Genomic DNA, 14,151 nt, shown 5'->3' on the forward strand with positions numbered 1-14,151 from the left:
CAAAGTTAAGTACGGAGTTAAACCTGTATAAGTAGAAACATCATCATTCGGTTGCCCGTTTACTTTGTTTTTAGTTGAAATTTGAAACAATGGAGTTATTTGCAGTTTTAATAAATTAAGCTTTTTCATTTTATAATAGCGTTTGATTTATACAATCTTAGTACTAAGCATTCAAAATAAAAAAGTTATTACACCAACTCCAATAATGTCAAGGTAAATAAACATATAATACTTTATATTTGAAGTAATGATTTTCGCCATAACCTCTGAAAAAGCTAAATTTTACCGTGCTAACATTTTTGTGTGGACGCTGTTTATCACTTATGAAATAATGATCGTCTACTTGATGAGAGGTTCTACAGGCCCTTTATCAGATTATGTAAGTTCTTACGCATTAAATATAATTCTTTTTTATGCGAATAGCTATATAGTATGGCCGAGGATTTATAAAAGACCTTTACATATTGCTATCACATTAATTATACTTGAATTTGCTGCTTACACAGCACTCAAATTCATTTTTAGCGAAATTTACTTTCTTTTTGGGTTACTAGAAACAAACCCAATGGATAATCCTATCTTCCTCTCTATCGCAGCGACAGTATATCGGTTTACTTATTTTTTTGGATTAAGTACAGGTTATTGGTTTGTCTTAAATATAATTGCGCAGCGAAAAGAAATTACTGATCTGGAGAAAAACAAACTGCTTGATCAGATTAATCATCAGGAACTAAAGAAAAAACTAATCAATTCAGAGATCGCATATTTAAAATCACAAATCAACCCTCATTTTTTATTTAACACCTTAAATTTCCTGCACAATACAGCGATTAAAACGTCACCTCAACTGACCAGACCTATACTGCTACTTTCGGATATTATGCGTTATGCATTAACAGAAATACCAAAAAACGGTAAAGTTGAACTTTCAGAAGAGTTAGAACAAATCGCCTCGTTTATCGACTTAAATCAATTTAGGTTTGATCATAATTTACAGTTATCTTTCACCATTATAGGAAATACAGCTAATCTCAGAATACTCCCATTGATTTTACTGACTCCTGTTGAAAATATTTTTAAATATGCGGACCTTAAAAATGCGGAACATCCTGTTAAAATTAACGTAGAAATTAATAATAATGAAATGCAATTTACGATCAACAACAGAAAAATAAGAACAAGAAAACCTTTTCAAAGTCATGGAGTAGGCATCAAAAATTTAAAATTAAGACTTGATGCATATTATCCGGAAAGTCACGAAATTCAAATCATAGAAACTGCTGATAATTATACGTTCAAGCTTCAAATAACTCTATAACCTTTATGTATAAATGTTTTATAATAGATGATGAATCCCATGCCATCGAAACACTAAAAAAATACGCTGCTGACAGTGCGCAATTAGAGATTATTTCCTTTTCACAAAATCCACTGGAAGCAGTTAAATATATTAATGAAAATAAAGATATAGATATTACTTTCCTTGACATTGATATGCCAGAAATGTCTGGTTTGGATGTAGCCGATTTAATTTATAAGAACACGGCAATCATTTTCACAACTGGACACGCTGGATATGCAGTGCAGGGATTCGAAAAAAACATTTCGGATTTCCTGCTAAAACCCATTTCCTTTGAGAAGTTTTTAAAGTCCGTAACAAAGGTTATTGGCAAAATAGAAGAGCAAAAACCACAAAGCATAGCCAAAAATGAAAGTTATTTCTTTGTCAATCCAGGAATCAAAGGTAAAATGCTCAAAGTCAACTATGATGATGTAGAGTATATTGAAGGACTAAACAACTATATTGTTATTCATACTCCTCAGAATAATCATATTATCTACCTGACCATGAAAGAGATTGAAGCAGGGTTGCCGATAACTAATTTCATCAGAATTCATAAGTCTTATATCATTAATATTGATAAGGTCACCATGATGGAGGGCAACAAGATTATGATCGATAAAATGATTCTTCCTATTGGCTCCTCCTTTAAGGATCAACTTTTAAAAAAGGTGAATAGTAACGTCATTAAAACTCATCGTTAGTTGTATAATTTAGATAAGCCTGATACTTTTTCATAAAATGATAAGTCAGGCACTCATATTCCCTGGGGTTATCCTCGAATATTCTATTGATATGCATATGTATAAGACTGGTAAGCAGATTATGCTTATCGTCAGATTTCCAGTTTGACAGTTTCTCATTAAGTGAAATAAGGAATTGATTAAGATATAAATATACACTGTTATTCTTATGCACTGAAAATTGCTCATTTTTAACCAATTCTGCCCGAAAATTCCTATACTTCAAATCCAGTCTACGCTCAACTTCTTTATCTGCATCGCTAAATTCTGCTAAAAGGCTATTAAATACAATGTTAAAAAATTCAAGACGCTGGGCTTTGTCTTTAATAAAGCATTTAACTATTAAAATTACAGAGTGTACTGCAAAATTTAATTTAAATCTCGTATCTGATGAATTTGTTTGAAATGCAGTAAGAATATATTCACTATCCAAATAAAATAAGGTTTCTATTTCGTCTATCAATTCTGCCGAATACCTTTCTAATTCTCTCTGATAAGTATCGAGTAAAATGTTTGAAACTTTACCGGAATCCGATAACGGCCTTAGTTTTTCATTTAGTTTTGCCAACAGACTATAAGCAGATTTTTTAGCAGTAAAAAACCTTAGTCTAATATGATGTTCGGGATCATTATACCTGATAAAAAACCATTTAAATCCTGGGTTATTTTTTTTATATTCCTTCAAAACTGGTAGCACAATGTTAAGTAAAATACTGTCCATTTGTGAGCTATGTGCGTATAATTTAAAATACAACCATTCATCTGCCAGAAGAAATTTACGTTTGACCTTTAATTTTTTGACATCCCCAATAATATTGGCCATCGTCTTTGGCGGGGGATATGATTTAGATTTATTGATCACACAAGCTATATACTGACTCATTTGAGGCTTTTTTTGTGTTTCATATAAATCTGCATCATCAGGAAAAACATATTCTTTGAGCGTTATTATTTTTTTATTCTTAATACATTTCCTGAACATTTCGAGATCAGTTTTGCTATTTCTATTAAAGACAAGAAAATTATCTCTTTCGTTCAAACTAAAGCACACAGGCAGGTTTAATTCTTCTCCATAGCTATCATCCCCTGCAACAATTTGTTTTATTCCAGGCTCCTTTAAAATCCAAGTAGCAGGACAAAGAACTGCTCTTCCAAGCTGCACACGTGGATAGTAATCCAATCCAGGAAAAAAGCTCTCCAAGGAAAAACCCAAACTTGACTTCACTCCCTGGTACTGTAAATCACAAAGAAATCTAAATACAGGAATGGTTGTAAGTAAAGTATTATAGGCACAGGAAAGCCGTGGTATGATATATTTATTAAGTTTGACTGATCTCAAAAGAATGGTATTCCCACTTATGGATATACATAGGTCTTCCAACTTGATCGTATTTTTCTGTGGCCGTCCGGGATGTGTCAATATTGGAATTTCATAAGGATAAAAATTTCCTCTCTGCTTTATATTTGAACCTTTATCCGCCGGTGAAAAAGCAATTTCAGCAAATATAAAATCATTGTTAATTGATATTTCCTGTTCACATATCTTCTTAAGATGCTGTTCAATTTTTACGTTTGGAACACCGAACCTCCCTCCTAATTCAATTCCCGATAAGCCACCAATCTGATCTATCCATAATTCGCGGTCAACATTTTTATATAAAATATACATACCAGGAGGCAGCAAACTCTTACTCCCGGAAATTGAGTTCATGTCATCCTGACTAAGAATAATTTTCCCCAATCCCGATTTTGAAAGATTATTCCATTTTTCAAAGAGCATTTTTTCGATCTGTCCCCATTTCACCTTACTTTCTGGTTCCCTGGACTGTCTCAAATCATTTATAAATCCATCATTCTGATTTTCAAAGGCAGAAGCCAGATTATCGTATCCAATACCAATCCCAGGATCCATTACTTCCATTAATGAAACTTCCTGACGATCATACTTTTTCAGGAAATTACGCTTAAATATATTCATTAAGTCTTCATCACGATCAGTAGTCAGCTTGTCCAGATTTTTGATCAGCGACACAAATTCAGAATGTACTTCATTATTTAACCCACCTGCAATTTCACGTTGATATAAACCGTAAGGAACTTTTTCATCATGTCTGTCAATAACCTCCTGTATATGTTTATTGAGTTCAGGCAATGCATCTTTTTGATCATTAACAGGAATATTAAATGTTCTTAAACAACTTAAATCAAGCTGAGGATATTGTTTTAATAAGGATACGCAACGCTCATTAAATAATATGCCTGTAACATTTGGCATTAATTCTGAAACGATTACATGTCCTTGTACCAAAGTGTTAAAATAATTCTCTACATCAGCATTTTGACCATATTGTTGTATCAGATAATTCAGAATAGCATTCTTTGTACGTCCCTTACTAATAAATTTCAATAAATTCTTCAAACCCGGAACCACTTTTAAATGCACTATAACATGTTTATCCTGTTTGGAATAAGCCTGGCTTACAAAATATAATTCCCGGGCCGATGTATACATCGAATTATTTACATAATAATTGATAGCAGGTAATTCCTCTGTTTTTAAACTATTAACATAATCAAGTACGGCAACAAAATCAGGAAGCGCAGTAAACTGACCCTGTCCGACAAAGGACATAGGCTGCTGTTCGGTTGTCCACTTAGCGAGTGAAAAAGAAGAAAAAAGACCATAGGGCAATGGTCTGAAGCACATACGGTTTAAATATTTCCATAACGTGGTTTTTACCTGTTCATTAAATTGAGTATAGTCAAAGTCCTTTTTCCTTAATTCAATATACAGCGTCTGACTCGCAAAAAACATACTGGCTCTGAAGAAATCAGTGGTTAATGCCTGTTGAAGAAAAGATTCGTTAAAATTTTCATAGCTATAAGCTGGGGACCGGACAAGTAAAAATGGATCTACAATAAATTCAGACATTTTGAGCAATAATTATATTTGGCAAAATTGGGGGCAGCCCCCAAACGCTCGAAATTTATCAAAAAAATCCACATCTATTGTAGATTTATGAACATTTTTTGTCTGAAAGTTGAATTAAAAAACAATCAACAATATAATTAACTGAAAATCAGCTCAATAAAAAAATATAAAATTATGATTTAGCAGCAGAGATACGGTAAGCACATCTCCGGCCTCCGTCAACAATGTACTCTATACGTTTGATAGGTACATCTTCTCCCATAACGGTTTGCAAAGTTTTGAACTCTGCGCTGCATATAGCAGGATTGGCATGAGCCGCAGCACCGATAGGGCAATGGTTTTCGATAAAGATAAACCCTTCTTCATCTTTGATTACCTGGGCCATATAGCCCTCTTGTGTCCGGATAGACACAAAACTATTAATCCTTTTTTCCAGGTCGGATACCCCTTCCAGTTCTTTTAAATATTTATTGGTCCCCTTTTCACCGTTAGCAGTAATCAACTGTGAAACAGCCCCCTCTCCTAACAATTCTTTCATCACCTCCATCAACTTCACTGTTAATGCAGCATGGGTATCAGGGAAACGGGATTGTCCCATACTGGTCAGCGACCATAATTGCTGTGGCCTTCCCCTGCCGGTTACGGTTTTACTTGAAGTAACCAGCCCTTCTTTTTCCAGTCGAAGCATCTGGAAACGCGCTCCTTCTACTGTCACCTTAAATTCCCGGGCAAGCGACAATAGAGACTGCGGCCCGCTGGTTTTCAGCAGGTTCACAGCACCTTCCCTAAATGGCACTTTACTTTCTTCCATTACAACCAGCCCAATTCTAATCTTGCTTCATCACTCATCATATCTCTATCCCATGGCGGATCAAAAGTAAGGCGTACTTCTACTTCATTTACACCTTCTACGGCTTTCACCTTCGTTTCTACTTCACCCAGAATTTCTCCGGCAGCAGGACAGGCTGGCGCAGTCAGCGTCATATAAATATGTACGTTATTATCTTCCAGCATATCAATTTTATAGATCAGGCCCAGTTCATAGATATTTACTGGTATCTCCGGATCATAAATGGTATGCAGCGCTTCTTCAATCTTATCTCTTAACAATGGTTCGTTCATAATAATATCTTTTAATCCTGTGATTTAAAAGCCAGAGCGTACATTTTCATTTGTTTTAGCATGGCCAGCAATCCGTTGGAACGGTTTGGGGACAAATGATTTTGTAAACCTATGGTATTTATAAAATACAAATCTGCATCTATGATTTCCTGTGGTGTATGTCCGGATAAGACCCGGACCATCATACTGATTAAGCCTTTGGTAATAATTGCGTCACTGTCAGCTGTAAATATTATTTTACCGGCTGTATACTCCGGATGTAACCAGACACTTGACTGACATCCTTTAATCAGGTTCTCAGGAATTTTATATTGTGCATCAATTAAAGGAAGTTCTTTCCCCATATCAATGATATTCTCATATTTATCCATCCAGTCTGAAAAGAGTTCAAACTCTTCTATAATCTCGTCCTGTTGTTCGTTAATCGTCATCTGTAAAAATTATATGAGTATAGCGGCAGCTCTTTTTATTCCGGCTACCAGTAAATCCACTTCTGAACGGGTATTGTAAAAAGCAAATGAAGCCCTGCATGTTCCTGGTATACCAAAAAAGTCCATCACAGGTTCAGTACAATGGTGCCCGGTACGAATAGCTATTCCTTGTTTATCCAGTAACTCTCCAAGGTCATAAGGATGCACGTTATCAATCAAAAATGAAATTACACTGGCACGCTGAGTGGCTTTACCAATAAATTTAAGATTGTCGATGCCAGCAAGTTGCTCCAGTGCATAATTTAATAATTCATCCTCTTTCTCTTGTATAGCATCCAGGCCGATAGCTTTGACGTAATCTATGGCTGCACCCAGCCCGATTGCTCCACTGATATCCGGAGTACCTGCCTCAAATTTGTAGGGCAAATCGTTGTAAATCGTCTTTTCGAAAGTAACTGTTTTGATCATATCTCCACCTCCCTGATAAGGAGGAATCATATTCAGCCATTTTTCTTTACCATAGAGCGCACCAATTCCGGTAGGCCCGTAAATTTTGTGTCCTGAAAAAACAAGAAAATCAACATCCAGTTCCTGTACATCTATGGGTAAATGCTGTATAGCCTGTGCAGCGTCAATCATTACAGGAATATTTTTTGCATGTGCCTGTTTAATGATCTCCCTGATTGGATTAATAGTCCCTAAAGAGTTGGAGACATAAGTAACTGATACCAGTTTTACACTTTCGTCTAAAAGCGCTGGCAAAGCATCCATTTGCAGCACTCCATTTTCATCCATAGGGATAACCTTTAAGGTTGCTCCCCGCTCTTCACAAATCATTTGCCAGGGCACAATATTCGAATGGTGTTCCATCGCAGAAATCAGAATACTATCACCTTGATGCAGGAATTTTTTCCCAAAGGAAGATGCTACGAGATTAATTCCGTCAGTCGTGCCTTTAGTAAAGATAACTTCGTGCGTAAATGCAGCATTTATAAATTTACTGACCTTGTGGCGCGCTTCTTCGTAAGCAGCTGTTGCCTGCTGACTAAGCAAGTGCACACCGCGGTGTACATTACTGTTGCAAGTTTTATAATAATCCTCTACAGCTGCTAAAACTGCTGTAGGTTTCTGTGTTGTCGCCGCATTATCAAGGTATACTAAATCCTTTCCATATACTTTGGTATGCAGTATAGGAAAGTCTTCTCTGATATTTTCTGCTATTGATTTGCCCATTTCCACCCTCTTTTTAAATGATTGTTGCTAATGAATTTTCCATCTTTTTATAAATTAAAGATTGAACAAAATCCTTTATTGCTTCATTCTCAATTTTTTGAGTAACATCAAACATAAACGCTTCTACCAGTAATTTACGGGAAGATTCTTCAGATATCCCTCTTGAACGCAGGTAAAACAATGATTCAGGATCAAATTGTCCTACTGTACAGCCATGGCTGCATTTTACATCATCTGCAAAAATCTCTAATTGAGGTTTAGCAAAAACCTGTGCTTTATCGCTTAGTAAAAGATTATTATTTTGCTGAAAAGCATTGGTTTTCTGCGCTGGACGTTCTACAAATACTTTTCCGTTAAATACGGCTTTACCTTTGTCTAACAACACCCCTTTATAAATCTCATTGCTATCGCAATGCGGAAAACGATGGTGAATAGCAGTATGGTTATCCGTTAACTGATGACCTGCTACCAGGTATAAACCTAACAGGTGAGTTTCAGTTGCTGTACCATTCAGTACAATTTCCAGGTTATTCCGGATCAGTTCTGCACCAGGTAAATTAAACATGAAGTTATCATAACGGCTATTACGTTCTTGTGTAATGTGGTTATAATTGATCAGCCTGTCTTCTGCTGCATTATCCTGAATCACATACTGGATCAGGTTTGCATTTTCTTTGACAGTCACCTGTGTTACACTGTTCATCAATACACGCTGTGCATTTCCTAAAGTGACAGCACTATCAATCAGTTCTGCTTTTGCATTTTCATTCACGACAATTAAATGGCGCGGCTGAAAAAGCATATTTTCAGTAGCTGTGTAAAGGTGGATAATCTGTACTGGTTTGTCTAACACTACATTTTTGGGTACTTCAAGGAAATATCCATCTGTAAAAAATGCAGTATTTAATGCGTACATTCTATTACCTTCTGCTTCTTTACAGGTAATATAGTCTTTATAGCTTTCTGTATTGATCACACTTTCCAGCGGAAGAACGATCAATTGATCAGCTTCTGGTAAAACTGATAAGTCAAATTGGATTTTACCATTCAGTAAAACCAATAACCAGGCGTCCAGACCGGGTATAGTTGCTGCTGTTATTGCTTTTTTAACGTCCTGCTGATCTGTGTTTCCTGTGGTTAAAGAAAAAGTATCAGTAAGAAACGGGGTCAGATTAGTGAATTTCCAGTCTTCATCTTTTGATGTCGGAAAACCTTTAGCTTTAAATAACTCAAAGGCATCTTCTCTTGATTTTGATAAATCGCCGTTAGTATTTTCACCTTTGGGAGCATTTTCAAACTCAGTGATCAATTGATTATAGAATGGAGCTGTTAACTGATTTACCATCTTATATTTTATTTATTGATTCATTGCCGTGGAACTCTTCTTTCAACCAGTCATATCCCTTTTCTTCCAGTTCCAATGCCAGTTCTTTTGTACCTGAACGTACAATCTGACCATTGTATAATACGTGTACAAAATCAGGTACGATATATTCCAATAAGCGTTGATAGTGTGTAATCAATACAAAAGCATTATCTGCCGAACGTAATTTATTGATACCGTTAGATACAATACGTAAAGCATCAATATCCAGTCCTGAGTCTGTTTCATCCAAGATTGATAATTTTGGCTCCAGCATCGCTAATTGAAATACTTCATTTCTTTTTTTCTCTCCTCCGGAAAAACCCTGATTCAGAGAACGGTTAGCCAATTTGGCTTCGAATTCTACCAGCGCTTGTTTTTCCTTCGTCATTTTCAGGAATTCTTTAGCAGAAAGCGGTGGAAGATTACGGTGAATCCTGATTTCGCTTAAAGCAGTTCTTAAGAAGTTAATATTCGATACTCCAGGAATTTCTACAGGATATTGAAATGCAAGAAAAACACCTTCACGCGCACGTACTTCAGGTTTCATATCCAACAGGTTTTTACCGTCAAGCCAAACTTCACCTTCAGTAATCTCGTAATTTTCACGACCCGCCAGCACAGATGCCAATGAACTTTTGCCAGACCCGTTAGGTCCCATAATCGCATGTACTTCACCGGCTTTCACCTCCAGGTTAATTCCTTTTAATATTTCTTTTCCTTCAATATTCGCATGAAGATTTTTTATTGATAACATATTATTCTTTATTTTTTTATGATCTACCCTACGCTGCCTTCGAGTGTAAGAGAAAGTAATTTTTGAGCTTCTACTGCAAATTCCATTGGCAATTGATTAAGTACATCTTTTGCATATCCATTAACGATTAACGCAATGGCTTGTTCTGCATCAATTCCACGCTGATTCAGATAAAATACCTGATCTTCTCCGATTTTGGAGGTTGTAGCTTCATGCTCTATGGTCGCCGTATTATTTTTAGATTCGATATATGGGAAAGTATGCGCACCACAACGATCACCAATTAATAAAGAGTCACATTGTGTAAAGTTTCGTGCGTAAGCTGCTTTAGGCCCCATTTGTACTAAACCGCGATAGCTGTTTTGACCTTGTCCGGCCGAAATACCTTTAGAGATAATCCTGCTTTTAGTATGGGCCCCAAGATGATATATTTTTGTTCCGGTATCTGCAATCTGCATGTTATTGGTCACCGCAACAGAATAAAATTCACCTGAAGAATAATCACCTTGTAACAGGATACTTGGATATTTCCAGGTAATTGCTGAACCAGTTTCTACTTGTGTCCATGAAATTTTAGCACGCTCACCACGGCAGGCACCACGTTTGGTTACAAAATTAAAGATCCCTCCTTTTCCTTCTTTATCTCCAGGATACCAGTTTTGTACCGTAGAATACTTGATCTCTGCACCTTTCATGGCAATTAGCTCTACTACAGCAGCATGCAATTGATTTTCATCACGCATCGGCGCGGTACATCCTTCCAGATAACTTACATAACTATCTTCATCAGCAATAATCAATGTACGTTCAAACTGACCCGTATTTTCAGCATTAATCCTGAAATAAGTAGAAAGTTCCATCGGGCATCTTACTCCTTTAGGGATGTATACAAAAGATCCATCTGAAAACACAGCGGTGTTCAAAGAAGCAAAAACATTGTCTGTATGCGGAACTACCGAACCCAGATATTTCTGTATCAGCTCAGGATGTTCTTTAACAGCATCACTGATAGAGCAGAAAATAATCCCCAGTTCGTTCAGATGTTTTTTATAAGTGGTAGTTACTGATACACTATCAAATACAACATCCACAGCGACGCCTGCCAGTTGTTTCTGTTCTGACATCGGGATGCCTAATTTCTCAAAGGTACGCAGCAACTCAGGATCTACTTCATCCAGTGAGGCATACTTAGCTTGTTGCTTGGGAGCGGCATAATAAGAAATAGACTGGAAGTCAATTTCGGGCATCTTAAAGTTTTGCCATTGCGGCATTTCTTGCTTCTGGAAAGCTTTGAAACCTTTCATCCGCCAATCGAGGAGCCATTGGGGTTCATTCTTTTTTGCAGAAATAAACCTTACTGTATCTTCGTTGAGTCCGATTTCAGAAATATCCATATCAATCGCTGTAACAAAGCCAAATTCGTATTCACGGTTTGCCAGTTGTTCGAGCATCAAATCATCTTTTTCCATCATTGTTCAGTTTAGAAACTTTATCTGCGGCATTCGGATAGCCGGAGAGATAAAGCAGACCACAAAGATAGGCAATGAGGGTAATAAACAAAGGTATTACTTTGTTTATTACAAATAAATGAGTTTATCATCGATTTTTTGACCATTCAAGTCCTTACCAAAGGTTAATTATCAAAAAGATTACACGCATTTTCTGTTTTTCCACTTAGATTTACAGTGATATTTTAAAGACTTAAAATGAGTATAAAACCAATAACTTATAAGCGTGCAGTTTTGCAAACGATGTTTTTCATCGCCTCAGCTATTGCAATGCCAGCCTTTGCACAGCAAAAACCGGAAGATCCTTTGTTAAAGATTTACAGGGGCAGTGCGGAAAAGATCAACGATTTAATCCATACCAAACTGGATGTCAGGTTTGATTATAAGAAACGTTATTTATATGGAAAAGAATGGGTAACGATTAAGCCTCACATTTATGCGACTGATAGTTTAAGACTGGATGCAAAGGGCATGGATATCAAAACTGTTGCGGTAGTCAGAAATGGCAAGAATATCCCACTTAAATATACTTATGATAATCTTTCACTGGCGATTAAACTGGATAAGACTTATCAGAACACTGAAAATTACACCATTTATATAGCTTATACAGCAAAGCCGGATGAGTTAAAAATTCAGGGTGGTGCAGCAATCACAGATGCGAAAGGGCTTTATTTCATCAATCCTGATAGTACGGAGAAAGGTAAGCCAGTACAGATCTGGACACAGGGTGAACTGGAAAGTTCTTCTGCCTGGTTCCCTACTATTGACAGGACTAATCAGAAGACCACTGATGAAATCAGCATGACTGTGCCGGGTAAATATGTTACTTTATCTAACGGCAGACTGGCTTCACAGCAAAAGAATGCAGACGGTACCAGAACAGATACCTGGAAGATGGAACTTCCTCATTCTCCTTATTTATTTATGATGGCGGTAGGTGATTTTAAAATTTACCGTGATAAATGGCGTAACAAAGAAGTTAATTATTATCTGGAACCTGCTTATGCGCCTTATGCCAAAGATATCTTTGGCTTCACTCCTGAGGCAATCGAGTTCTATTCTAAAACTTTAGGGGTAGATTATCCATGGAATAAGTATTCTCAGATTGTAGTAAGAGATTATGTAAGTGGTGCAATGGAAAATACAACAGCCACACTGCATGGTGCTTATGTACAGGGCACTGCCCGCGAACTGGCTGACAGATACTATGATAAAGGAAGAAGCACGATAGTTCATGAGCTTTTTCACCAGTGGTTTGGCGATTATGTGACTGCCGAAAGCTGGAGCAATCTTACTGTTAATGAATCTTTTGCCGACTTTAGTGAAACTTTATGGGCTGAACATAAGTATGGACAGGATACTGGTGATGACCATAACAATGAGGCAATGGAAGTTTACCTGGAAAATCCTGAAAATGCAAAGAAAGATCTTGTACGCTTTCATTATCATGATGCAATGGACATGTTTGATGCAGTTTCTTACAAAAAAGGCGGCCGTATCCTGAATATGTTACGTCACTTTTTGACTCCTGATGTATTTTTCAAAGGATTGAATATTTACCTGAAAACCAATGCATTCAAAAATGGCGAAGCACAGCAATTGCGTTTAGCTATGGAAGAAGCAAGTGGAAAGGACCTGAACTGGTTCTTCAATCAGTGGTATTATGGTGCCGGACACCCTGTACTGGACATCAAATATAAATGGGATGAGGCTACAAAAACGCAATTTGTTTACCTGAATCAAACGCAGGAAGGAAAAGCGTTTCAGTTACCTATGGCTGTAGATTTATACAATGGGACTCAGAAAGAGCGCCAACAGGTCTGGATGCGCGGTAAATCAGATACTTTAACTTTCAAGCTTGCTGCTCAGCCTAAACTGGTGAATGTTGATGCAGAAAAAATTACATTAAGCAAAAAGACAGATCATAAAAGTATTACAGAATTCTTATTCCAATATCAGCATGCGCCATTGTATATGGACAGACTGGAAGCGATAGATGCTGCTACTGCCCAGCAGAAGACCCCGGAAGCCCAGCAAATATTAGTAGCCGCTTTACAGGATAAGTATTATGGATTACGTATCAGAACAATGAACAGCATAAATCCGGAAAATACAGCCTTGGTTAATGCAGCAATACCTTTAATCCTTAAAATAGCCGAGAGTGATGACAACAACCTGGCAAAAGCACAGGCACTAAAAATAATCAGTACAACTAAGGATGCAGCGCAACAATTACCACTTTTCACAGCAGGCTTAAAAAGCAATTCTTATGCGGTACAAGGCGCATCACTATTTGCTATGGTGAATTTAAAACCAGCTGAATCATTTGCTATGGCTAAAGCTTTTGAAAAAGACAACAAAGGAGACTTAACAAAAGCGATCATTGCTGTTTATGCAAAAAATGGCAGTGACACAGAATGGCCTTTTGTTTTTAAAAACTTTGAAGAAAGTGATCCGCAGACAAAATTTGAAATGCTTAAAGATTTCGCTTTCATGACTGCCCGTGTTAAAAGTCCGGAATATGCACAACAGGGAATTAATGCGTTAAAAGAGATAGGAGTAAAATATAAAAGCCAGGGTGCAGCTCCGGTTATCTTAAATGTAATGGACCAGCTTAAACAAGTCCGTCAGGAGCAAAATGACAGCGCTTCTGTAAAATTAATCACAGCAGCAAAACAGGAAATTAACGATAAGAAATAAGTAGTTTATTAAAAATT

The 14,151-nt window shown here is 36.8% G+C and carries 11 protein-coding genes; 3 read left to right on the forward strand and 8 right to left on the reverse strand.

Annotated features, from left to right (window positions below):
- Nucleotides 1-247: 247 nt before the first annotated feature.
- Together HDE70_RS13055 and HDE70_RS13060 are read left to right on the forward strand one after the other, a co-directional pair.
- Nucleotides 248-1,318, forward strand: coding sequence for a sensor histidine kinase (locus tag HDE70_RS13055; protein WP_183890590.1), 1,071 nt, complete (start codon nt 248-250; stop codon nt 1,316-1,318).
- Between the two features lie 5 nt (nt 1,319-1,323).
- The gene (locus tag HDE70_RS13060) at nt 1,324-2,046 is read left to right on the forward strand and encodes a LytR/AlgR family response regulator transcription factor (RefSeq protein ID WP_183890592.1); all 723 of its coding nucleotides are present in this window, start codon (nt 1,324-1,326) and stop codon (nt 2,044-2,046) included.
- Here HDE70_RS13060 and HDE70_RS13065 read toward each other — a convergent pair.
- From HDE70_RS13065 to sufB, 8 genes are all read right to left on the reverse strand, one after another.
- Entirely contained in the window at nt 2,030-5,017 is a 2,988-nt protein-coding gene (locus tag HDE70_RS13065) for a lantibiotic dehydratase (protein WP_183890594.1), read from the reverse strand. The genes HDE70_RS13060 and HDE70_RS13065 overlap by 17 nt on opposite strands.
- A gap of 172 nt (nt 5,018-5,189) precedes the next feature.
- Nucleotides 5,190-5,828, reverse strand: coding sequence for a helix-turn-helix transcriptional regulator (locus HDE70_RS13070; protein WP_183866553.1), 639 nt, complete (start codon nt 5,826-5,828; stop codon nt 5,190-5,192).
- A complete protein-coding gene (locus HDE70_RS13075) occupies nt 5,828-6,139 on the reverse strand; it encodes an SUF system Fe-S cluster assembly protein (RefSeq protein ID WP_068396640.1) in 312 nt (103 codons plus the stop codon). Before HDE70_RS13075 ends, HDE70_RS13070 begins: the two co-directional genes overlap by 1 nt.
- Before the next feature lie 11 nt (nt 6,140-6,150).
- Entirely contained in the window at nt 6,151-6,570 is a 420-nt protein-coding gene (locus HDE70_RS13080; RefSeq protein WP_183866552.1) for a SufE family protein, read from the reverse strand.
- A 9-nt stretch (nt 6,571-6,579) separates the two neighbouring features.
- The gene (locus tag HDE70_RS13085; protein WP_183890596.1) at nt 6,580-7,803 is read right to left on the reverse strand and encodes an aminotransferase class V-fold PLP-dependent enzyme; all 1,224 of its coding nucleotides are present in this window, start codon (nt 7,801-7,803) and stop codon (nt 6,580-6,582) included.
- A gap of 13 nt (nt 7,804-7,816) precedes the next feature.
- Nucleotides 7,817-9,148 carry a Fe-S cluster assembly protein SufD gene (gene sufD / locus HDE70_RS13090; RefSeq protein WP_183890598.1) on the reverse strand — a complete coding sequence of 444 codons (1,332 nt, stop codon included), beginning with the start codon at nt 9,146-9,148 and terminating at the stop codon, nt 7,817-7,819.
- Nucleotide 9,149: 1 nt separating this feature from the next.
- Nucleotides 9,150-9,923 carry a Fe-S cluster assembly ATPase SufC gene (gene sufC / locus HDE70_RS13095; protein ID WP_111632424.1) on the reverse strand — a complete coding sequence of 258 codons (774 nt, stop codon included), beginning with the start codon at nt 9,921-9,923 and terminating at the stop codon, nt 9,150-9,152.
- Nucleotides 9,924-9,946: 23 nt separating this feature from the next.
- Nucleotides 9,947-11,395 (reverse strand): Fe-S cluster assembly protein SufB, encoded by a 1,449-nt coding sequence (sufB, locus tag HDE70_RS13100; RefSeq protein WP_221270592.1) that lies wholly within the window; start codon nt 11,393-11,395, stop codon nt 9,947-9,949.
- Between the two features lie 234 nt (nt 11,396-11,629).
- Between sufB and HDE70_RS13105 the strand changes: the two genes are divergently transcribed.
- A complete protein-coding gene (locus tag HDE70_RS13105) occupies nt 11,630-14,134 on the forward strand; it encodes a M1 family metallopeptidase (protein ID WP_183890600.1) in 2,505 nt (834 codons plus the stop codon).
- Nucleotides 14,135-14,151: the final 17 nt, after the last annotated feature.

Source organism: Pedobacter cryoconitis (genome assembly GCF_014200595.1).
GTDB lineage: Bacteria > Bacteroidota > Bacteroidia > Sphingobacteriales > Sphingobacteriaceae > Pedobacter > Pedobacter cryoconitis_C.

What these genes read in the sequence shown, in the direction of transcription:
- sufD (WP_183890598.1), bottom strand. Translation starts at nt 9,148, where the DNA reads ATGGTAAATCAGTTAACAGCTCCATTCTATAATCAATTGATCACTGAG.
- HDE70_RS13060 (WP_183890592.1), top strand. Translation starts at nt 1,324, where the DNA reads ATGTATAAATGTTTTATAATAGATGATGAATCCCATGCCATCGAAACA.
- HDE70_RS13065 (WP_183890594.1), bottom strand. Translation starts at nt 5,017, where the DNA reads ATGTCTGAATTTATTGTAGATCCATTTTTACTTGTCCGGTCCCCAGCT.
- HDE70_RS13055 (WP_183890590.1), top strand. Translation starts at nt 248, where the DNA reads ATGATTTTCGCCATAACCTCTGAAAAAGCTAAATTTTACCGTGCTAAC.
- HDE70_RS13080 (WP_183866552.1), bottom strand. Translation starts at nt 6,570, where the DNA reads ATGACGATTAACGAACAACAGGACGAGATTATAGAAGAGTTTGAACTC.
- HDE70_RS13085 (WP_183890596.1), bottom strand. Translation starts at nt 7,803, where the DNA reads ATGGGCAAATCAATAGCAGAAAATATCAGAGAAGACTTTCCTATACTG.
- HDE70_RS13070 (WP_183866553.1), bottom strand. Translation starts at nt 5,828, where the DNA reads ATGGAAGAAAGTAAAGTGCCATTTAGGGAAGGTGCTGTGAACCTGCTG.
- sufC (WP_111632424.1), bottom strand. Translation starts at nt 9,923, where the DNA reads ATGTTATCAATAAAAAATCTTCATGCGAATATTGAAGGAAAAGAAATA.
- sufB (WP_221270592.1), bottom strand. Translation starts at nt 11,395, where the DNA reads ATGATGGAAAAAGATGATTTGATGCTCGAACAACTGGCAAACCGTGAA.
- HDE70_RS13105 (WP_183890600.1), top strand. Translation starts at nt 11,630, where the DNA reads ATGAGTATAAAACCAATAACTTATAAGCGTGCAGTTTTGCAAACGATG.
- HDE70_RS13075 (WP_068396640.1), bottom strand. Translation starts at nt 6,139, where the DNA reads ATGAACGAACCATTGTTAAGAGATAAGATTGAAGAAGCGCTGCATACC.